We start from the raw sequence: 21323 nt of genomic DNA on the forward strand, positions 1-21323 counted from the left end.
ATACAGTATTGGTGGGCTATGCAAGACAGAATTCGTAAAATTATCCATGTCGATATGGACTGCTTTTTCGCTGCCGTTGAAATGCGGGATAACCCTGCGTATCGAGAGATACCACTGGCCGTGGGCGGACATGAAAAGCAGCGTGGAGTGATCAGTACATGCAACTATCAGGCGCGCAAATTTGGCGTTCGTTCTGCTATGCCTACCGCTCAGGCATTAAAACTCTGCCCACAACTGCATGTTGTCCCGGGGCGGATGTCTGTCTACAAAAGTGTTTCTCAACAAATCCAAACTATTTTTCAGCGTTATACCTCGTTGATTGAGCCTCTTTCACTTGATGAGGCCTATCTTGATGTCAGTGAATCGACTGCCTATCAAGGTAGTGCGACCTTAATTGCTCAAGCGATTCGACGTGATATTTGGCAAGAGTTGAATTTAACGGCGTCCGCTGGTGTTGCGCCGATCAAGTTTCTTGCAAAAGTTGCGTCCGACTTAAATAAACCTGATGGCTTGTATGTGGTGACGCCTGACAAAGTTCAGGAGATGGTCGATAGTTTGCCGCTGGAAAAAATACCGGGAGTCGGTAAGGTGGCGTTAGAAAAGCTGCATCAAGCCAGTCTTTATGTCGGAGCGGATGTAAGGCGAGCGGATTATCGCAAGTTACTGCATCAATTTGGGCGTTTAGGTGCTTCGTTGTGGAAAAAAAGTCACGGCATTGATGAACGTGAAGTGGTGACTGAGCGCGAACGAAAATCTGTCGGTGTGGAGTACACCTTTAGCCAAAACATTTTGACGTTTCAGGAGTGTTGGCAAGTGATTGAACAGAAATTGTATCCGGAGCTAGATGCTCGTTTGAGTCGGGCTCATCCACAGCGAGGCATTATTAAACAAGGAATTAAAGTGAAATTTGCTGATTTCCAACAGACAACCATTGAGCATGTTCACCCTGCATTAGAGCTCGACTACTTCCACGAGCTGTTAGAGCAAGTGTTAACTCGCCAGCAAGGACGAGAAATTCGCTTACTTGGTTTAAGTGTCATGCTTAAGCCGGAATTGCAGATGAAACAGCTATCGATGTTTCCGAGTGATGGATGGCAATAGGCCGATGCCTCTCTTAAAACAGACATCATGGAGTGAGGTGATAAAGAGCGTTATCCTTTCGTCGCCTAATGCAAATCGTTTGGTATAGTGTGTTTGTTATTGATATACCACTCTAAATGAATGAGAGAGAGTTCAACTTTGGGTTCCTTTATCAGGGGGTTGATTTGATGAATTGAACAATAAACGGCAGGAAAGTGTCATTTTTGACGTTTTATTGGCGTAGTATTCATCAGGATTGATTATAGTTGGCAAAAAATCGGCCAGAGAACACCATGAAAAAATCGTTTTTAACCTTAGCGCTATTAATGAGTTCCTCCACTTGGGCGGCACAATGTCAGGTGGATATCCAAAATGAAGTGCATCTTAATACTCAACGTATTGAGATCCTGCGTACCAGCAGTGATAAAGCGCTGATCGATAAGCAGAACAATCTTTATATTCAAGGTAAGAGAGTTTCGCTTAACGCAGATCAGCAGGCAGCGGTACGTCAGTATCGTGAGCAGTTGACCAGTTTACTGCCAAAAGCTCAGCGATGGGCAGACGATAGTTTGAAGCTAGCCAATCAGTTAGTTGACGATGTTGCACTCTCTTTAGAGGCCCCACAAGCGTTTAATAATGTGAAAACCTCTATGGCCACCTTGTTTGCTGAAGCGAAAGCTGAGTACTTTAAAAATGGTGATTTGGTTGTTCCCGCTGAAACGTTTGCTGCAATGCAAGCTCGATGGCAACAGAAATTAGCGCAGGGAAAAGAAGTCCTCACGCAGCAATTTTTTACCAGTGCGTTTGATGTGATGGCGAATAAAATGCAGCAGGAGGGCGGGGTGAATCTTAGCCAGCTTGGTAAAAACATGGCGGATTTAAAAAACAAATTGGACAGCAAGCTAAAAGAACAAAGCTCGACGTTTGAGAAACAAGGACGAGAGTGGTGTGATTCGCTGAACAAAATGACGCAACAAGAACAGCAATTACACAAAAAGATCCCTCAACTAAAGAACTATCAAGTCTTCACCATCTAAACTGATAAGAGCGTGACCTGCGCTCTTTTGTTCTAAGTAAAGGTTTATTATGACGATGGTGATATGAATTTAAATAACTTTAGCCTACGCTGGCTAACGACACTCAATGCGTTAGCGGTGGTGTTAGGCTTTTTAATGTTTTATCTGACCTTTAAATATTTCTGGTCACATGATCGTGAAGTTGCGCAAGTGCTGCAGTTACAACAGGCCGAGCTGCAGCGGGTTGAAACCTTGTTGTCGTTAGAACGTAAGGCGATGGGGGCTTCTTTGGCAGATTATGCCGCTTGGGATGAAATGGCAGACTTCATTGCAAAACCCACCCTTGAGTTCACACAAAGCAATATTGGAGAGCACGCTTTCAGTTCACAATTCCTCGATGGCGTATTTATCTATGATCCTGAGGGCAATTTGGTTTGGGGCAAGAAATATGACGCAGCAACGGGGCAGAGCTCTAGCTATGAGCACTTATTGCCGGATTTTTCACGTATTTTACAGCAGGCGACACGTTTAAGTGTGAATGAAATATCGACTTCCGTTCGTTATATGGTGGTGGAGGATGAGCCCTATTTAGCTGCCACCGCTCGTGTCTGTGACAGTGATGGGAAAGGGTGTAACAAAGGTTTCTTAATCTTTATTAAAAAAGTCCGCGCCCAGTTTGCGAATGTGGTTGAGCAAGCCACTGGTGTCGATATTGAAGTCTTAACCTGTAAAAATGATGCGCCCTTACCGCAAGACGAAGTGGATGTTTCATACATCAAGCAACTCGATTACAGCGGTAATTCCAGTGTGTTGTTTAAAATTAACCATCACATTAAGCATCCTCCCTTCATTCGAACCGAAGAAATTCTTGCTTTGCTGTTCTTTTCACTGGTGATGTACTTAGTCAATTTATGGGTGGTGATTGCCTTGATCAAACCGATCACGACCGCCAGTCAAGTGTTGCAACAATTTAAAACATCGGGCGGAAAAATGCCGGATGCGAGTACTTTTATCTCATCGGAGATGAAAGAATTTGCCACTACGATCAACCGAATCGTCGGACAATTGGAGGATAGTCAACAAGTGTTACGTTGGCAGTCTGAGCATGATCCACTAACCCGCATTTCCAATCGTCGCCATTTAGAAAAGCAGCTTAAAAGTTATTTGAGCGATCGTCCGCAAGCCTATGTGGTGCTGTTTCTTGTCGATATCGATTTTTTCAAACGTTTCAATGACAGCTTTGGTCATTTGGCTGGTGATGAAGCCTTATGTTCCGTGGCTGATGTGCTCCAATCGGTGGAGTTCCATGGCGAGAAAATCGTGGCGCGCTTTGGGGGAGAAGAGTTTTGTGTTGTTTTGGCTTCGGACTGTGCATTTGATGCAGAACAGTATGCACAACAGATGAGAAGCAAAATCGAGCAGCTCGCGATTGCTAATCCGGTTGATGCACTCTGCCAATATCTAACGGTGAGCATTGGTGGTGTGTATGCTATTTCTCCAAAGATGGAGTCTTATCTCTCTTTGTTCCATCAGGCGGATATGGCACTTTATCATGCGAAAGAACACGGACGAGATCGATACGTTGTGCGAAACTTTGTCTAAATTTTAAACGATACATCATTTGAAATTTGATTTGAGTCGATAAAAGTAAAGTGATTGGGTGATTTTTCAGCGAATGATTCTGTTGCTGATTGAGTCAATCTCCGCTTTGTATTAATGTACTAGTTAACTAGTGTGTTGGTATCGTGAGTCGTCGTAATGGCACAATCAAATTCTCGTGAGACATTCAGCTCTCGCCTCGGTTTTATTCTTGCGGCTGCTGGAGCTGCAGTCGGTTTAGGTAATATTTGGGGGTTTCCTACTCAAGCGGCCAGCAATGGTGGCGGCGCATTTTTATTGGTCTACCTTATTTTGATCTTTGTGGTCGCCTTCCCGATGTTGGTGGTGGAAATGGCGATTGGCCGCTATGGCCAAGCTAACCCTGTCGATAGTATGCGTTCACTCACCTCTCAACCTGCTGCGAAAAAAGTCGGTGGATTCGTTGGTTGGATCGGACTCAGTGTACCCAGTGCCGTCTTGGCCTTTTACAGCATTGTGGGTGGCTGGATTATCTGTTTTTTACTGGGAGCCATGACCGATCTGTTTGGTTTCACCGCGGCAAGTGCGTGGCTGAAAGGATTCAGTGTCGAACGTAATCTTTTTGGTACGCTGATTTTTTATGTGTTAACGATCTTGATTGTGCAGGGTGGCGTGAAGCAGGGGATTGAGCGCTGGTCAACCCGACTCATGCCTGCTCTATTTGTGCTGTTTGCCGTGCTGTTTATCTACATCATGACTCAGCAAGGGGCTTGGGAAGGATTGAAGCATTATCTGATCCCTGATTTTGAAAAAGTGTGGGATCGTAAATTGATCTTGGCGGCAATGGGACAGGGATTCTTCTCATTAACCATTGGGGGTTGTTCGATGCTGATTTACGGCTCTTATCTGAGTAAGAAAGAGAACTTGCCGAAAATGGCGATGAGCGTGACCTTGGTGGATACAGCGGTGGCTTTTATTGCCGGTTTGGTTGTGTTGCCAGCAATGTTTGTGGCAATGAATAAAGGCGTGCAGATTTATGCGCAAGATGGCTCTTTGCTGAGCTCTGATACTTTAGTCTTTACCGTATTACCTTTGATGTTTGATAGCTTGGGCTTACTGGGACAGATTTTCGCCATGGTGTTTTTCCTTCTGCTCACCATCGCTGCGCTCACTTCTTCTATCTCTATGCTTGAATGTCCGGTTGCACTGGTGGGTGAGCGTTTCAATACTCGCCGTACGCCAACCAGCTGGGTATTGGGCGGTTTGATTGCCCTGTTTAGTGTGGTGATTGTCTATAACTTTGGTGCCCTGTTTGGTTTGGTTGCCACTCTAGCGACGCAATATTTGCAGCCTACTGCCGCCTTAATGTTCTGTCTCTTTGGTGGTTGGGTATGGCAGCGTGATGCCAAAATGAAAGAGCTGCAAGCCGGATTTCCGGAACTGCAACAAAGCTTATTTGGCAAAATCTGGCCTTGGTATGTGAAATTTGTCTGCCCGGTTTTAGTGGCGACAGTGATTTGGGCTTCGTTTGGCTAAATAAAGCGCGGCTGGCGTAAGAAAAAGCCCTCATGATGAGGGCTTTTTCTATTGAGCAGATGCGGTATTTAGAGAGTGACAAGATGTCCTGTGGTTAAGGGCTCCAAATCGGCTTCCGTTAACTCTTCGATAAACTCTTCGACCACTTGTTCGATAAGGTCATCAGCTTTATGAAAATAGGCGAGATGGAACACCGCATCACCTTCATTGACTAAGGGGAGCGTTTGTTGCCCAATCACGATGCCGCTCTTGTTGGCTCGAATCTCCACTTCTAGCTTGCCAAGTGGGGAGTTGATGTAAGCTAACACTTGGCCTTTTTCGACCTTATCTCCTAAAGACACCAATGTACGTAAAATACCGTCGGCTTCGGCACGTAGCCAACTGGTTGATTTTGCAATGATCGAGTTAGGTATCTTTTTACGGCCAGGACGCAGCATACCGATGGACTGCATCACTCGCTTGATACCGATGATCCCAGCATTGATGGCAATCGGATCAAAACGCAGAGCTTCCCCCGCTTCATAAGTTAAGACGGGGATCTGCTGCTTTTCCGCTTCACTACGCAGTGAACCATCGCGTAAAGGTGAATCAATGATCACTGGAGTAGCAAAGGCTTGTGCAATGCGCAGGGTTTCGCTGTTGCTCAGATCGGCACGAATTTGCGGTAGGTTGGTTCGGTGAATCGCTCCGGTATGCAGATCGAGGATGTAATCACAACGCTCGGCGACTTGGGAAAAAAAGGTGTGCGCCATACGTGAGGCTAGAGAGCCTTTTTCACTGCCGGGAAAGCAGCGATTTAAATCACGACGATCGGGTAAGTAGCGTGATTTGTGAATAAAACCGAAAACATTGACGATAGGCACCGCAATCACTGTGCCTTTGAGTTTTTTTTCATCAAGTGTATTGAGCAGTTGGCGGATGATTTCTACGCCATTGAGTTCATCACCATGAATGGCGGCATTGATCATCAAAACGGGGCCGGGAGATGCGCCATGGAGAACTTCGATGGGGATAGAAAGAGGGGAGTCGGTATACAGTTTGGCGGCTTCGAGTTCGATAACTCGCCGAGAAGAGGGGGGAATGGTTTCCCCCAAAAATGAAAAGCCGCTGTGCTTTTTAGCCTTTGCCACGAGTTTTAGTCCTTTTACTGGCTGCATTTTTCTCTATGAATTCGACGATCATACCCGCAATGTCTTTCCCCGTCGCGGCTTCAATGCCTTCTAAACCCGGTGAGGAGTTTACTTCCATAACCAGCGGGCCGCGGGCAGAACGCAGCAGATCTACGCCCGCTACATTCAATCCCATAATTTTGGCCGCTTCAATCGCCGTTTTACGCTCTTGAGGGGTGATTTTGACCAATGATGCCGTACCACCACGATGCAGGTTCGAGCGAAACTCACCATCTGCGCCTTGGCGCTTCATCGCTGCAATCACTTTATCACCAATCACAAAGCAGCGAATATCCGCACCGCCTGCTTCTTTGATGTACTCTTGCACCATGATATTGGCTTTGAGTCCCATGAACGCTTCAATAACACTTTCCGCCGCAGTACGGGTTTCTGCCAATACCACGCCGATGCCTTGTGTGCCTTCTAATAGCTTAATCACTACTGGCGCGCCGCCGACCATATCGAGCAAGTCTTTGACATCATCAGGCTTACTCGCAAAACCGGTGATGGGCATTCCAATGCCGCGACGAGAGAGCAACTGCATGGAGCGCAGCTTGTCACGAGAGCGAGTAATCGCAACGGATTCATTGGCTGGGTAAACGCCCATCATTTCAAACTGGCGCAGTACAGCAGTACCGTAGAAAGTGACAGAAGCCCCGATGCGAGGAATCACGGCATCAAAACCGGCTAGCTCTTCGCCTTTGTAATGAATCTCCGGTTTGTCAGAGTTGATATTCATGTAGCAGCGCAAGGCATCAATCACTCGAACTTCATGGCCACGCTGTTTGCACGCTTCTATCAAACGCTTGGTCGAATACAGCGAAGCGTTACGCGACAGGGGGGGGTAGGGGGGGGGGAAATGGGGGGGGGTTTGGGGGATATGAAAATATAATGGGGGAGATGAATGTGGTAGGGGGGGGATGGGGGGGGGGGGGGGGGTTTAGGGGGGGGGGGGGGTTTTGGGGTTTTTTTTGGGGTTTTTTGGGTTTTTTTGTTTTTTTGGGGGGGGGGGGGTGGGGGGGGGGGTGTTGGTGGGGTGGGGGTTTAATGGATGGGTAGAAGATGTTTTTGGTTTTATGGGGTTGATAATTTGGATGGATGAGTAGAAGTTATTTTATTTGAATGTGGGTAGATGGATGGTGAGATTGGAATTGGGGAATAATATTGGAAGGTGATTTAGTAAGGGGAGGAAAAATAATTTAATAATATAGGAGATTGATAGGAAGATATATAAGGATAGTAGGTGATTGAAGGGGATGAGGGGTGTGAATTTTATTAAATGGTAGAAGGAAGGTGTTAGAGAATAGGGTTAAGGGATAATTTAGGGAGAGAAGTGATGGGGAGAGGTTGGGAGGATGAAAGTTAAAGTTGAGTGGAAGAAAGAAAGAAAAATTATGGGGGAGGGATGAGATTGGGATGTTGGTGTGTGAATTTCAACCGCTAAGGACAAGCAGCACCCTCGAAACAACTCGCATTTGGCCAGTTGTCGCTTGAAGAGAGTTTGGTGAATAACTCTGGGAACTTCAAGGGGGCGAACTCTAGCAGCCAACCTCAAACTCAAGCTAATGAATTAAATTTGCCTTTTCGACAAAAAAAATTGATATAAAAAAGCCGAGTTATGCACTCGGCTTCTTAGCGGTTAGGCTTTCACTGGGATATTGGCGAGCAGCGCCACCATCTGTTGCCAGAACAGATCAACCGTGTCGATCTTCACTTTTTCATCCGGTGAATGTGGGAACTTGATGGTTGGACCGAAAGAGACCATATCCATGTTTGGATAGGGTTTTTTGAACAGCCCACACTCAAGACCCGCGTGGATCACCATGATGTTCGGTTTGTGGCCATAAATGCCTTCATACATATCACGGAAAATATGCATGATTTCAGAATCAGCATCGGGTTTCCAGCCTGGGTAAGCACCAGAAAGCTCCAGCTCTGCCCCCGCAAGTTGTGCCAGCGATTGCAACATGCCCTCGACTTGGTGGCGGCCTGAGTCCATTAGGGAGCGAATCAAGCACAGCACTTTGATTTTGTTGGCTTCTGTGGTGATCACTCCCACGTTGAGTGAGGTTTCTACAACACCTGCAATATCATCACTCATGCGGATCACACCGTTTGGACACGTGTTCAGAGCGGCAACAAAACGTTGTTGAGTGTGCGCGGTCAGCACTTCACTTTGCAGTTCTTTGGCTTCAAGGAAAGTCACCAAGTGAGTTTCAACTTTACCCAGCTCGGCTTTGAGTAGCTCAGTGTAGCGGTGGAATAGGGTTTCTAATTCGGCTACGTGCTGTTCTGGCAAGGCGACGGTGACAAAAGCTTCACGCGGGATCGCATTACGTAGACTACCGCCACGGAATTCGACTAAGCGCAGATCTAATTCTTTCGCATGGCCTGCGAGAAAGCGTGCCATCAGCTTGTTAGCGTTACCACGGCCAGTGTGAATATCACAACCCGAGTGACCGCCTTTCAAACCTTTTAAGATCAGTTGGCGACCAACATAACCAGCAGGGAGCGCTTCACGCTCAATGGAGAAAGTGAACTCGGCGTTCACGCCTCCCGCGCAGCCCATATAGACTTCACCTTCTTGCTCAGAGTCGGTATTGAGCAGAATGTCGCCCTCCAGCCAACCCTCTTTGAGGCCAAAAGCGCCGGTCATGCCCGCTTCTTCATCAATAGTCAGCAGAACTTCAATTGGACCATGTTGGATCTCTTTGGAGGCCAGTACTGCTAGGCAAGAAGCCATGCCGATACCATTATCCGCGCCAAGCGTAGTGCCCTGAGCGGTAACCCATTCACCATCAATATAAGGCTGGATCGGATCTTTGGTGAAATCATGCACTGTGTCTTCATTTTTTTGCGGCACCATATCAATGTGCGCTTGAAGTACCACACCTTTACGATTTTCCATGCCCGGTGTCGCTGGCTTTTTAATAAAGACGTTACCGGTCTCATCACGACGAACGGCCAATCCTTGTTCTTTAGCCCAGTTGATAATGTATTGAGCTAATGCCTCTTCATGTTTTGAAGGGTGCGGGATGGAACAGATAGTGGCGAAAAATGGCCAAATTGGATTTGACGATAACTTACTGATTTCGGTTTGGAACTCAGACACAGATGACTCCTTACTGTAATTTTTCCCGTGTATCCTCTCTCCAGAGCTGGGTCGTGGCAGAGAATTTGCCTGTAACAGGTAGGTACTTTCGTTGCACAGCATATCACTGTGCAGGGGCAGGGTGTAGGTCAAAAGTGGCAGGAAAACGGGTTTTGATCATCGGCTAGCGTCAGGAATAATAAGAAGACGTAACGTGACTGAGGTAGGCAAATGCATCTTCATGCACTTTAACTGTAATTTTTCTTAATAAAGTTGTAATTAAATTACTAAAAAATGCTGACCAAGATCAATTTAAATGATTTTTGTGATTTTAATCACCTTAAGTGTTGTAATTTAATTTCTTGGTGGTATATTTGTGTACAGCTTCGCTAGCGAAGAGAAAACGCTCAAAGGATGAGTCCGATTTATCGCCTCCATGGAACCGAGAAATCAAGTAAACAGTTTTGATTTTAATGGTGATAGTTATGAATAAAGGTTTATCGTCTGCAATGTTCTGGAACCAACACTCTGTGTACACCGGTAACTTTGCATACCCTCGTAGCTTCGGCTACTGATACGCAATTTTTGCGTCTCGAACAAGTTTTGTTCACCCCTAAATTGGAATTTATTGACGACCAAATTTGGTCGATATGATTCACCGCCATCTCACTTGAGGTGGCGTTTTTTTATCCTCAAAAAATCTTCCCTATTCGAACTTGATCGCAACATTCTGTTGGTATTGAGCAATTGACTTATCTTCTGATCGACAGATTCCCTTTTTGGTTAGAAAACCCGCGTACAGTCAGAATTGTGTCTGGAATTTGTTTTTTGATAACTCTATAATCGCCGCCAATCGTTTACGCAACCGTTTACTTTTTTACCACTAAAGGATTCGAACATGCTGGAAAAGCTTTTTAAACTCAGTGAATACGGCACGAACGTGCGCACTGAGATCCTCGCTGGGGTCACGACTTTCCTGACCATGGCTTACATTATTTTTGTTAACCCAGCCATTTTGTCGGATGCGGGAATGGATCGCGGTGCGGTTTTCGTGGCGACCTGTTTGGCGGCCGCGATTGGCTGTTTCATTATGGGTTTTATTGCCAATTATCCTATCGCTCAAGCGCCAGGTATGGGGCTTAATGCCTTCTTCACTTATGGTGTGGTTCTAGGTATGGGACACACTTGGCAAGTCGCTCTGGCCGCGGTGTTCTGCTCGGGCGTGCTGTTTATTCTACTCAGCTTGTTCAAAATCCGTGAGTGGATCATCAACTCGATTCCTCACTCTTTACGTACCGGCATTTCAGCGGGTATTGGTCTGTTCTTAGCTTTCATCGCATTAAAAAATGCGGGCATTGTGGTCGATAATCCAGCAACACTGGTTTCTTTAGGCGCAATCACTTCGCTGCATGCGGTGTTGGCAGCGGTGGGCTTCTTCCTGACGATTGGTTTAGTCTATCGCGGCGTCAAAGGCGCGGTGATGATTGCTATTTTAGCGGTGACAGCTCTCGGTCTCGTATTTGGTGATGTGCAATGGGGCGGCATTATGTCTACGCCTCCGAGTATCGCGCCGACCTTGATGCAACTCGATTTCTCTGCTGTCTTTGAGATCGGCATGATTTCTGTGGTGTTTGCGTTCTTGTTTGTTGACCTATTTGACACTGCGGGCACCTTGGTTGGCGTTGCAACCAAAGCGGGATTAATCGAAAAAGATGGCAAAATTCCACGCCTGAATCGTGCCCTGTTGGCGGATTCGACAGCAACGTCTGTCGGCGCTCTGCTCGGTACTTCAAACACCACTTCTTATATTGAAAGTGTCTCCGGTGTTGCTGTTGGTGGCCGCACTGGTTTAACTGCTGTGGTGGTTGGCATTTTGTTCCTTCTTGCATTATTCTTCTCGCCACTAGCGGGTATGATCCCAGCTTATGCGACGGCCGGTGCACTTTTCTATGTTGCTATTCTGATGATGTCGGGGTTAGTGAGCATTGATTGGCGTGATCTGACTGAAGCGGCACCCACTGTTGTTACCTGTTTGATGATGCCTCTGACATTCTCGATTGCGGAAGGTATCTCACTCGGTTTTATTGCTTATGCCGCAATCAAACTTTTCAGTGGTAAAGGACGCAGCGTCTCTCTCAGTGTATGGGTTATGGCGGCCATTTTTGTCATCAAATACATTTTGGCGGCGTAAGAGAAGACATTATAAAAATTCAATTTAGGTTTATCACATGAGCAAAAAATTCGTTATCACCTGGGACAATATGCAGCATTACTGCCGTGAACTTGCACAGCGTCAAATGCCTGCAGAACAATGGAAAGGTATCTTGGGTGTCAGCCGTGGTGGCTTAGTTCCTGCTGCTATTCTCGCTCGTGAGTTGGGCATTCGCTATGTGGATACGGTGTGTATCTCTAGCTATGACCATGATCACCAGCGTGATATGACTGTTCTTAAAGCACCAGAGCATGACGGAGAAGGTTTCCTGATCATTGATGATCTGGTCGATAGCGGCGATACCGCACGTAAAATCCGTGAAATGTATCCGAAAGCGAAATTTGTGACTGTCTGTGCTAAACCTGCGGGTAAAGACTTGGTTGACGAGTACGTGGTTGATATTCCACAAGACACTTGGATCGAGCAACCATGGGACATGGTGCTGTCTTATGTTGAGCCAGTTAATCGCAAGCAAAAATAGTCTTTTTGCCGAGAATTTGAAAATGACCCTTTCAAGGGTCATTTTTTTTTACTACTGTTAGCCCAACTTAGCGCAACGCCAGTAAAGAGACTTGTTATGTCAGAAGCGAGCAGCAAAAACCTGTCTGAGACCCTGTTTCAAAATCACAAACAAGCTAAAGAGACATCTTCGCTTACCCAATATATGCCAAGCAGTTTAGAGCTGTTAGATACTCGCCGAGAACAATCATCCCAAGCTTGGTACCGTAATTTGCGCCGTTTACAGTGGATTTGGCAGGGCGTTGATCCGGTTGAGCAGGAAGAGATCCTGGCGCGGATTGCCTCTTCTAAGCATTCGCGCACTCACGATGAGTGGCTTGATACTGTGATGGGATATCGCAGTGGTAACTGGACCTACGAATGGACGCGCGTTGGCATGTTACATCAAAAGCAAGCGGCGGAGCGTCAAGGAGAAGAGGCGGCCGATCAAATGTTTGCCGCGGCGCTCTATTACAGCATCGCGGGTTATCCTCATCTTCGAAACGACAACTTGGCTTTACAAGCCCAAGTGCTCGCAAACAATGCCTATCAAGAAGCGGCAAAGCTGACGGGATTTGTGGTTAAGCGCTTAGAGTTTTCCTATCAAAACAAAAAAATTGCTGGTTATTTGCATCTACGTAATACCGATTCTCCAAAGCCTGTGGTGCTGGTCAGTGCGGGGTTAGATAGCTTACAAACCGATATGTGGCGTCTATTTCGCGATTATTTAGCCAAGCGAGATATCGCCATGCTGACCATTGATATGCCGTCACTGGGCGCAAGCTCTCACTGGCCATTGACTGAAGATTCCTCCTGCTTGCATCAAGCGGTACTGAACCAGCTGGCAGATCTGCCTTGGGTGGATCATTTCCGTATCGGGCTGATTGGTTTTCGTTTTGGTGGGAATGCGATGGCGCGGCTGGCTTTTCTCGAGTCGGATAAGGTGAAAGCTTGTGTTTCACTTGGCGCGCCAATTCACGATATTTTCACCTCCCCTAATAAGTTGGCCGCTATGCCCAAAATGTATCTTGATGTACTGGCGTCACGTTTAGGCAAAAACGTAGTCGATGTGCGCAGCTTATCCGGGCAATTGATGGCATGGTCGCTAAAAGTGCAGGGTTTTATGTCTGGCCGCAGAACCAAAACGCCGATTTTAGCACTGGGATTGGAAGGAGATCCGGTATCGCCTTATTCAGACAACCAACTCGTGGCACTCTTTAGCCAAGGTGGGCAAGCGAAGAAAGTAAAAAGTAAAACCATTTCACAGGGATATGAGCAATCCCTCGATTTGGCAATAAACTGGCTAGAAGATGAACTTTGCAAGTGACATTTCCATAAAAGTCATCAAAAGTAAGCAGTAAGTGGCGAATATTTGTTCGTCCAATTCTAAAATCTCCCCGCCGAAGCTGTCGCTTGAGGGAGATAACATGGCTCTCAATTGCTGCTTATGGAGATGAACTATGTCAGAGATGACCAAAACCCCTACCCACTACCGCCTGCTCTCGACCTTGAAAGCGATGGGGCCTTATTTACGCGAAGGGCAGTGTAGTGAGCGATTCTACTTATTTGATTGTCTCGCCTCATGTGTGAATGATAAAAAATCCCCTGAAAAACGCGAGTTTTGGGGCTGGTGGATGGAGTTGACGCAAAATGAGCAAGAAATGTCAGCTTGCTACCATATCGGTCGCTATACGCTTGCGGGAGATTGGGTTGCAGAAGCGATACCAGAATCTGCCCAAGCGGAGGTTAATCATACTCAAGCGGAATTTCACAAAAAGTTAGTCAAAACGTTACGTGAACGTTTCGAAATCTCTGTCACGGTCTCAACCGAGTCCGCGCCATTTGCCTAATTAACCCTGTTCAATCGATAACCCGAAGAAAAAGGTGCTTTTGCACCTTTTTCTGCTTGTGCATTGCAGTGTGGATTGCTAAAACATCGTCTCTTAAAGTTTTTCTCAACAGAAGCAATCATGACCACAAATCAACGAAGCATCAAAGCTCCACAAACGGTTGTTGTGAAGCTGGGAACCAGTGTTCTGACCGGCGGTACTCTTGCGCTGGATCGTGCTCATATGGTTGAGCTCGCTCGCCAGTGTGCTGAACTCAAAAAGCAAGGTCACTCAGTAGTGATCGTGACCTCGGGCGCCATTGCGGCTGGCCGTGAGCATTTAGGTTACCCTGCGCTGCCCAACGCGATTTCCAGCAAGCAACTGCTGGCAGCGGTTGGGCAAAGTCGTTTGATTCAGGTCTGGGAATCGTTATTTGCGATTTATGGCATCAAAATTGGTCAGATGCTGCTCACCCGTGCTGATCTTGATGACCGTGAGCGTTTCCTTAATGCGCGTGACACCATCAATGCGTTAGTTGAAAACGGCATTGTGCCTGTGGTCAACGAAAACGATGCGGTAGCAACCAATGAAATCAAAGTCGGTGACAACGATAACTTATCGGCGCTGGTCGGTATTTTGTGTGGCGCGGATAAACTGCTGCTATTGACTGATCAAAAAGGCTTGTTCACCGCCGATCCACGTAAAGATCCCAATGCCCAACTGATCAAAGAAGTGACCACCATTGATGACACACTGCGCAAAATTGCTGGTGGCAGTGGCACTACACTCGGTACGGGCGGCATGGCCACCAAGCTGCAAGCGGCGGACATTGCTCGCCGTGCTGGTATTGAAGTCATCATTGCGGCAGGTCGTGCGCCCAATGTGATTTTTGACTCCTTAAGTGATGAGCCACAAGGCACGCGCTTCTTAGCTTTGGAAGAAGCGTTAGAAAACCGCAAACGCTGGATTTTGGCAGGCCCAGCGGCATCGGGTGATATCGTGATTGACGATGGCGCAGTGAAAGCGGTGCAAACCAAGGGCAGCAGCTTGCTCGCCAAAGGTGTGGTGCGAGTGCAAGGTCAGTTCGCCCGTGGTGAAGTGGTGCGGGTACTGGATAAGCAAAGTCATCTGATTGCGCGCGGCATCGCGGCCTACTCCAATGACGAGTTGGCGCAAATTGCTGGTAAGCACAGTAAAGAGATCATCGATATTTTAGGCTACGATCACGGCTCAGAAGTGATCCACCGCGACGACATGGTCGTGATTCAAGAATAAAGGAGAGAATGATGGATTTAACCGTACTCGGTAAAGCGGCCAAAGCGGCCTCTTTCCAACTGGCTACCGCCAGTACCGCGCAAAAAAATCAGGCTCTCGCCATTATGGCCGATCAGTTGGAAGCGCAAAGCGCGAGCATTCTTGCTGCAAACGCAAAAGATATTGCGCTGGGGCGCGAAGCGGGTTTGTCTGATGCCATGCTGGATCGTTTGCTGCTCAATGAGTCTCGCTTGCAAGCAATCGCCAACGATGTGCGTAACGTGATCAAATTGAACGATCCCGTCGGTAGCGAAATTGATAGCCGAGTGTTGGAAAACGGCATGTCATTGGCACGCCGTCGCGTACCCCTTGGTGTGGTCGGCGTCATTTATGAAGCTCGCCCTAATGTCACCATTGATATTGCGGCGCTGTGTTTAAAAACCGGTAACGCCGCGATTTTGCGAGGAGGCAAAGAGACGTTTTTCTCTAACATGGAACTGGTCAAAGTGATCCAGTCGGCGTTGGATAAAGCAGGTCTACCAGCGGCTTCTGTGCAGTACATTGAAAAGCCGGATCGTGAACTGGTGACGCAACTCCTGAAAATGGATGATTACGTCGACATGATCATCCCACGTGGCGGTGCGGGCCTGCACAAAATGTGCAAAGAAAACAGCACTGTGCCTGTGATCATTGGCGGCTTTGGCATTAGCCATATTTTCGTGGATGAAAGTGCCGATCTGGATAAATCGGTTGCCGTGATTGAAAACGCTAAAGTGCAGCGCCCATCGGCGTGTAATGCGCTAGATACTTTGTTAGTCCATCAAGCGATTGCCAAACCGTTACTAGACAAACTCATCGCAAAACTGAATGGCAAAGTGGCGTTTGTGGCGGAGCCCAAAGCCAAAGCCTTGATGCATGCCGCGGCTGAGCTGCGTGATGCGCAAGCGGGCGATTTTGATACCGAATGGCTCAGCTACACCTTAGGCGTGAAAGTGGTACAGGATGTACAAGAAGCTATTGAGCATATGCGTGAGCACAATGCGAGCCATTCCGATGCGATCATGACCAACGATCTCTATAACGCTGAGCTGTTTGTGAATACCGCTGGTTCAGCGGCGGTGTATGTCAACGCTTCTACGCGTTTTACGGACGGAGCACAGTTTGGTTTAGGCGCAGAAGTGGCAGTCTCAACACAAAAACTGCACGCGCGTGGCCCGATGGGGCTAGAAGAGCTCACCAGCTACAAGTGGGTGGGCAAAGCCAATTACCTGTCACGCAGCTAAAAATCAAGCAAAGATGTGATGTAAAGGGGCTTCGCGCCCCTTTTTCTTTGGCTCTCAACAGCACATCGGCTACACTGGTTGCCTTGTTATGGAGGTAATATGCATTGTCCTTTCTGTTCTGAAAACGATACCAAAGTGATCGATTCACGTCTGGTGGCTGACGGACATCAAGTGCGCCGTCGTCGTCAGTGTCTGGCTTGTAATGAGCGCTTTACCACCTTTGAAACCGCGGAGTTAGTGATGCCGCGCGTGATCAAATCGAATGGTAATCGTGAGCCTTTTGATGAAGAGAAAATGATTGGTGGCTTGCAGCGCGCATTGGAAAAGCGCCCAGTGAGTGCCGATGCGATTGAACTGGCGATCAGCACCATAAAATCTAAGCTACGTGCCACTGGCGAGCGTGAAGTTCCGAGTAAACTGATTGGTAACTTGGTGATGGAACAGCTGAAAGTGCTAGATAAAGTGGCCTATATTCGCTTTGCATCCGTATATCGTAGTTTTGAAGATGTCCGTGAATTTGGCGAGGAGATCGCCAAACTGCAGGACTAACCGATAGGATTAACTGAAAGCGATTATGCCTATGTTTACCTCTTTTGATCATCAAATGATGTCTCGCGCGATTGAACTTGCGTGGCGCGGGCGTTTTACCACTTCTCCTAATCCTAATGTCGGCTGCGTGATCACTCGCGGTGAGCAGATTGTAGGGGAAGGTTTCCATTTTCGCGCGGGCGAACCCCATGCTGAAGTGCATGCTATGCGCCAAGCCGGTGAGCTTACCCGCGGTGCGACCGCTTATGTCACTTTAGAGCCTTGCTCTCATTATGGTCGCACACCACCTTGTGCTGAAGGGCTTATTAAAGCCGGGGTTGCGAAAGTAATTTGCGCAATGCAAGACTCGAACCCACAAGTGGCGGGGAAGGGCGTACAAATGCTGCGTGATGCCGGGATTGAGGTTGAAGTGGGGTTGTTGGAAGCGGATGCACGAGCACTCAACCGCGGTTTTCTAAAGCGTATGGAAACTGGCATGCCTTATGTGCAGCTCAAAATGGCGGCGAGTCTCGATGGACAAACCGCGCTCGCTAACGGTAAAAGCCAGTGGATTACCTCTCCTGCAGCACGTAAAGATGTTCAGCGGTTTCGCGCGCAAGCCAGTGCGATTCTCTCCACCAGTCAAACGGTGCTGGCGGATAATGCTTCTCTGGCGGTGCGTTGGCACGATTTACCGTCATCGGTACAGGCGCAATACGCAGAAGCGGATTTGCGTCAGCCACTGCGGGTGATTTTGGATCGTCAACATCAATTGCATCCAGAGTTAGCGTTATACCAAACACCTTTACCCGTGCTGCGAGTTGCCAGCGAGAATGCCGAACTCTGTATCTCTGCTGAGAACGGAAAGCTTGATTTGCGTGAGCTTTTGGCACAGCTCGCTCAGCAACACAATGTGAATCAAGTATGGGTAGAGGCGGGGAGCCAACTGGCTCAATCCTTGATTGAGCAAAAGTTGGTGGATGAAATCATTCTCTATTTAGCGCCGAAACTGATGGGCAGTGATGGCCGTGGTTTATTTGGCGCGCTCGGTTTGACGGAAATGGCTGAGGCCATTGAACTCAAAATAGAAGATTGTCGAATGGTGGGGGCAGATTTGCGGATCATCGCCACCCCAAAAACAAAAGATTAGCATTATGTTTACAGGTATTGTTGAAGCGGTTGGCAAGCTGACCGCTATTATCCCCAAAGGCAGCGACGTCACCATCAGTGTGGATGTGGGTAAGCTGGACATGGGCGATGTTAAACTCGGTGACAGTATTGCCACTAATGGCGTCTGTTTAACGGTTGTGGCCTTTGATCAGCGTAGTTTTAGCGCGGATCTGTCGATGGAAACCCTCAAAAAATCGGGCTTTGCACAGTATCAGGTTGGTGATCGCGTTAACCTTGAAAAAGCCATGCTGCCTACAACTCGTTTTGGTGGTCATATCGTCTCAGGGCATGTGGATGGCGTAGGTGAAATCGTCGAGCGTATTCCTGTGGGGCGTGCGGTGGATCTGTGGGTCAATATGCCGGCAGAAATCAGCAAATACGTGGCAGAAAAAGGCTCGATTACCGTTGATGGCATCAGTTTAACGGTCAATGATCTGCGTAAAAACGCGTTTAAACTGACCATAGTGCCCCACACCAGCGCAGAAACCACTATCGATGAATTCCAAGTGGGACGCCGAGTCAATCTGGAAGTGGATGTATTGGCACGTTACATGGAGCGTTTACTGCAAGGTCAACAAGAGAGTGAACCTCAATCGCGTCTGACCATGGCATTTTTGCAACAAAACGGTTTTGCTTAATCTCTGCTCTCAGAGACTTCATAACAATAGGACTGACATCATGCCAATTAGCACCCCACAAGAGATCATTGAAGACATTCGTCAAGGCAAAATGGTCATCCTGATGGATGATGAAGATCGTGAAAATGAAGGCGATCTGATCATGGCGGCCGAGCACATTACGCCAGCAGCGATCAATTTTATGGCAACCCATGGCCGCGGCCTCATCTGTTTAACGCTCACGAAAGAGCGTTGTCGCCGTCTGGGTTTAAATCCCATGGTGCAAGATAATAATGCCCAGTACACCACCAATTTCACCGTTTCGATTGAAGCGGCCGAAGGCGTGACCACCGGTATTTCAGCGGCGGATCGCGCGCGCACAGTACAAGCGGCAGTGGCCAAAGAAGCGAAAGCGGCTGATTTGGTTCAGCCGGGGCATATTTTTCCGCTGGCTGCACAAGATGGCGGAGTATTAACGCGCGCTGGGCACACAGAAGCTGGGTGTGATTTGGCACGCTTGGCTGGTTTAGAGCCCGCGTCGGTGATTGTGGAAATTCTTAATGATGACGGCACCATGGCGCGTCGTCCGGACTTAGAAGTGTTCGCTGAAAAACACGGCTTAAAGCTGGGTACGATTGCAGACTTGATTGAGTACCGCAACCACACCGAAACCACCATTGAGCGTGTCGCGCAATGTAAACTGCCCACTGAATATGGTGAGTTTGAGCTGGTCACTTACCGTGACATCATCGATAAGCAAATCCATTTTGCTCTACGTAAAGGCGATATTACTAGCGCGCCAACTCTCGTGCGTGTGCATCTACAAGATACTTTTACCGATCTGCTGCACAGCAACCGTGCGGCAGAGCGCAGTTGGCCACTTGCGACAGCAATGCAGCGTATTGGGCAAGAAGGTGGGGTGTTGGTGATCCTGGGTCATGAAGAATCGAGTGAGCTCTTGCTACACCGAGTGAAAATGTTTGAGCTGCAAGATAAAGGCGAAGCCCCTGCGATGGCCAAAAAACAAGGCACTTCACGCCGGGTCGGAGTTGGCTCGCAAATCCTTGCTGATCTTGGAGTGAAAGAGATGCGTCTGCTCTCTTCACCAAACAAAAAGTACCACGCATTGGGTGGTTTTGGTCTCAATGTGGTCGAATACGTCTGCGAATAATCGCTATTCCCTTGCTACTTGAAGTGGCAGTGGAGTGAGCGACCTTCATTCCTCCAAGCATAGAACCTACCTATACTGGGGGGATGAACTTACTGTCCGCCTCGCTGCAAAACCAAGTCGTTTGAAGATATTTCATGGCTGGTTTACCGCGTTTTAGCTTGATGGCGGTGCGCGGTGTAAGCCCAAATTTCTGTTAGATATTGCTCACAAATTTGTGCTAGAATCCGGCGATTCTCACTTGATGAACAGAGTTAAAGGAAAGCTTATGAAAGTGATCGAGGGTGGTTTCCCAGCACCAAATGCGAAAATTGCGATTGTGATTTCTCGTTTCAACAGTTTTATCAATGAAAGTTTGCTGTCTGGTGCCATCGATACTCTTAAGCGTCACGGTCAGATCAGTGATGACAACATTACCGTTGTGCGTTGTCCCGGTGCGGTTGAGCTGCCACTGGTAGCGCAACGTGTTGCAAAAACGGGCGACTACGATGCGATTGTCTCTCTGGGTTGTGTGATCCGTGGCGGTACACCGCACTTTGACTACGTTTGCAGTGAAATGAATAAAGGTCTGGCACAAGTGTCTCTGGAATTTAGCATTCCAGTCGCATTCGGTGTGTTGACTGTTGATACTATCGATCAAGCTATTGAACGCGCAGGAACCAAGGCTGGTAATAAGGGTGCTGAAGCAGCACTGAGCGCACTTGAGATGATTAATGTTCTTTCTGAAATCGATTCCTAATGGGGGCCAGTGTGAAACCAGCCGCACGTCGTAATGCACGTCAATTTGCGCTACAAGCAATTTATTCATGGCAAATTACTAAAGAGAATGTTGCGACTATTGAAGAGCAATTTCTAACCAGCGGTAAGTACGATGAAGAAGAACATCGTGCCGCTGAGCCAGCTCTTGCTGCTCCTGAAACCGATGTTTCTTATTTCCGTGATCTGCTGGCGGGTGTGGTTTTAAACCACAATGAACTCGACAGCAAACTGCGTCCTTTTGTTTCTCGTCCGATGCAAGATCTGGACATGATGGAACTGGCGCTACTGCGTTTGGCCATGTATGAAATGACGCGTCGTGAAGACGTACCATACAAAGTGGTGATTAACGAGGCGATTGAACTGGCAAAAGTGTTTGCTGCGGAAGATAGCCATAAATTCGTTAACGGTGTGCTGGATAAAGCCGCACCGCACGTACGTAAGAAAGCGTAATCCGTTTTCCACCAGAAGGTCAGCAGTCGCTGACCTTTTTTCTTGATAAGCTGCGACCTAATGCAGCGTTTCAACCAAAGAGTCT

19 protein-coding genes are annotated in these 21323 nt (G+C 47.7%); 16 read left to right on the forward strand and 3 right to left on the reverse strand.

What is annotated here, in order from left to right; genetic code table 11:
- Window positions 1-18 precede the first annotated feature (18 nt).
- The 4 genes from dinB (at window position 19) to F0316_RS02810 (ending at window position 5210) form a co-directional block, all read left to right on the forward strand.
- Window positions 19-1101, forward strand: a complete 1083-nt coding sequence (dinB, locus tag F0316_RS02795) for a DNA polymerase IV (RefSeq protein WP_149560195.1) — start codon at window positions 19-21, stop codon at window positions 1099-1101.
- A 245-nt stretch (window positions 1102-1346) separates the two neighbouring features.
- Window positions 1347-2117 carry a YggN family protein gene (locus F0316_RS02800; protein WP_001888598.1) on the forward strand — a complete coding sequence of 257 codons (771 nt, stop codon included), beginning with the start codon at window positions 1347-1349 and terminating at the stop codon, window positions 2115-2117.
- 63 nt (window positions 2118-2180) lie between these two features.
- On the forward strand, window positions 2181-3698 hold the full coding sequence (locus F0316_RS02805; RefSeq protein WP_149560196.1) for a diguanylate cyclase: 1518 nt from the start codon (window positions 2181-2183) through the stop codon (window positions 3696-3698).
- A gap of 156 nt (window positions 3699-3854) precedes the next feature.
- Window positions 3855-5210, forward strand: a complete 1356-nt coding sequence (locus tag F0316_RS02810; protein WP_000079385.1) for a sodium-dependent transporter — start codon at window positions 3855-3857, stop codon at window positions 5208-5210.
- A gap of 68 nt (window positions 5211-5278) precedes the next feature.
- Here the strand turns inward: F0316_RS02810 and F0316_RS02815 are convergent, their stop codons facing one another.
- The 3 genes from F0316_RS02815 to F0316_RS02830 all read right to left on the reverse strand — a co-directional run bounded on the left by F0316_RS02815 (window position 5279) and on the right by F0316_RS02830 (window position 9491).
- Window positions 5279-6367 carry a succinylglutamate desuccinylase/aspartoacylase family protein gene (locus tag F0316_RS02815; protein WP_134987292.1) on the reverse strand — a complete coding sequence of 363 codons (1089 nt, stop codon included), beginning with the start codon at window positions 6365-6367 and terminating at the stop codon, window positions 5279-5281.
- Window positions 6327-7217, reverse strand: coding sequence for a 30S ribosomal protein S6--L-glutamate ligase (gene rimK / locus F0316_RS02820; RefSeq protein WP_149560197.1), 891 nt, complete (start codon window positions 7215-7217; stop codon window positions 6327-6329). The genes F0316_RS02815 and rimK overlap by 41 nt, the downstream gene beginning before the upstream one ends.
- 801 nt (window positions 7218-8018) lie before the next feature.
- Window positions 8019-9491: an aminoacyl-histidine dipeptidase gene (locus F0316_RS02830; protein ID WP_001288790.1), complete on the reverse strand. Its 1473-nt coding sequence runs from the start codon at window positions 9489-9491 to the stop codon at window positions 8019-8021.
- Window positions 9492-10368: 877 nt separating this feature from the next.
- On the opposite strand from F0316_RS02830, the gene F0316_RS02835 reads away from it, so the two are divergent.
- From F0316_RS02835 to nusB, 12 genes are all read left to right on the forward strand, one after another.
- Window positions 10369-11661 (forward strand): NCS2 family permease, encoded by a 1293-nt coding sequence (locus F0316_RS02835; RefSeq protein ID WP_000890417.1) that lies wholly within the window; start codon window positions 10369-10371, stop codon window positions 11659-11661.
- A gap of 37 nt (window positions 11662-11698) precedes the next feature.
- Window positions 11699-12163 carry a xanthine phosphoribosyltransferase gene (gene gpt, locus F0316_RS02840; protein ID WP_000037415.1) on the forward strand — a complete coding sequence of 155 codons (465 nt, stop codon included), beginning with the start codon at window positions 11699-11701 and terminating at the stop codon, window positions 12161-12163.
- 96 nt (window positions 12164-12259) lie between these two features.
- Complete coding sequence (frsA, locus tag F0316_RS02845; RefSeq protein WP_001287570.1) at window positions 12260-13507, forward strand: esterase FrsA; 1248 nt, start codon at window positions 12260-12262, stop codon at window positions 13505-13507.
- Between the two features lie 133 nt (window positions 13508-13640).
- Window positions 13641-14030, forward strand: a complete 390-nt coding sequence (crl, locus tag F0316_RS02850) for a sigma factor-binding protein Crl (protein ID WP_001293331.1) — start codon at window positions 13641-13643, stop codon at window positions 14028-14030.
- Window positions 14031-14150: 120 nt separating this feature from the next.
- Entirely contained in the window at window positions 14151-15284 is a 1134-nt protein-coding gene (proB, locus tag F0316_RS02855; protein WP_000210573.1) for a glutamate 5-kinase, read from the forward strand.
- Between the two features lie 11 nt (window positions 15285-15295).
- The gene (locus tag F0316_RS02860; RefSeq protein ID WP_000366562.1) at window positions 15296-16546 is read left to right on the forward strand and encodes a glutamate-5-semialdehyde dehydrogenase; all 1251 of its coding nucleotides are present in this window, start codon (window positions 15296-15298) and stop codon (window positions 16544-16546) included.
- A gap of 99 nt (window positions 16547-16645) precedes the next feature.
- Window positions 16646-17095: a transcriptional regulator NrdR gene (gene nrdR / locus F0316_RS02865; RefSeq protein WP_000543544.1), complete on the forward strand. Its 450-nt coding sequence runs from the start codon at window positions 16646-16648 to the stop codon at window positions 17093-17095.
- A gap of 25 nt (window positions 17096-17120) precedes the next feature.
- The gene (gene ribD / locus F0316_RS02870; RefSeq protein ID WP_149560198.1) at window positions 17121-18224 is read left to right on the forward strand and encodes a bifunctional diaminohydroxyphosphoribosylaminopyrimidine deaminase/5-amino-6-(5-phosphoribosylamino)uracil reductase RibD; all 1104 of its coding nucleotides are present in this window, start codon (window positions 17121-17123) and stop codon (window positions 18222-18224) included.
- A gap of 4 nt (window positions 18225-18228) precedes the next feature.
- Complete coding sequence (locus F0316_RS02875; RefSeq protein WP_000493874.1) at window positions 18229-18882, forward strand: riboflavin synthase; 654 nt, start codon at window positions 18229-18231, stop codon at window positions 18880-18882.
- 40 nt (window positions 18883-18922) lie between these two features.
- Window positions 18923-20032: a bifunctional 3,4-dihydroxy-2-butanone-4-phosphate synthase/GTP cyclohydrolase II gene (ribBA, locus tag F0316_RS02880; protein WP_001122865.1), complete on the forward strand. Its 1110-nt coding sequence runs from the start codon at window positions 18923-18925 to the stop codon at window positions 20030-20032.
- Window positions 20033-20297: 265 nt separating this feature from the next.
- On the forward strand, window positions 20298-20768 hold the full coding sequence (gene ribH, locus F0316_RS02885; protein ID WP_000864130.1) for a 6,7-dimethyl-8-ribityllumazine synthase: 471 nt from the start codon (window positions 20298-20300) through the stop codon (window positions 20766-20768).
- A complete protein-coding gene (nusB, locus tag F0316_RS02890) occupies window positions 20768-21238 on the forward strand; it encodes a transcription antitermination factor NusB (RefSeq protein ID WP_000501296.1) in 471 nt (156 codons plus the stop codon). The genes ribH and nusB overlap by 1 nt, the downstream gene beginning before the upstream one ends.
- Window positions 21239-21323: the final 85 nt, after the last annotated feature.

The organism is Vibrio cholerae, assembly GCF_008369605.1.
Taxonomy (GTDB): Bacteria; Pseudomonadota; Gammaproteobacteria; order Enterobacterales; family Vibrionaceae; genus Vibrio; species Vibrio cholerae.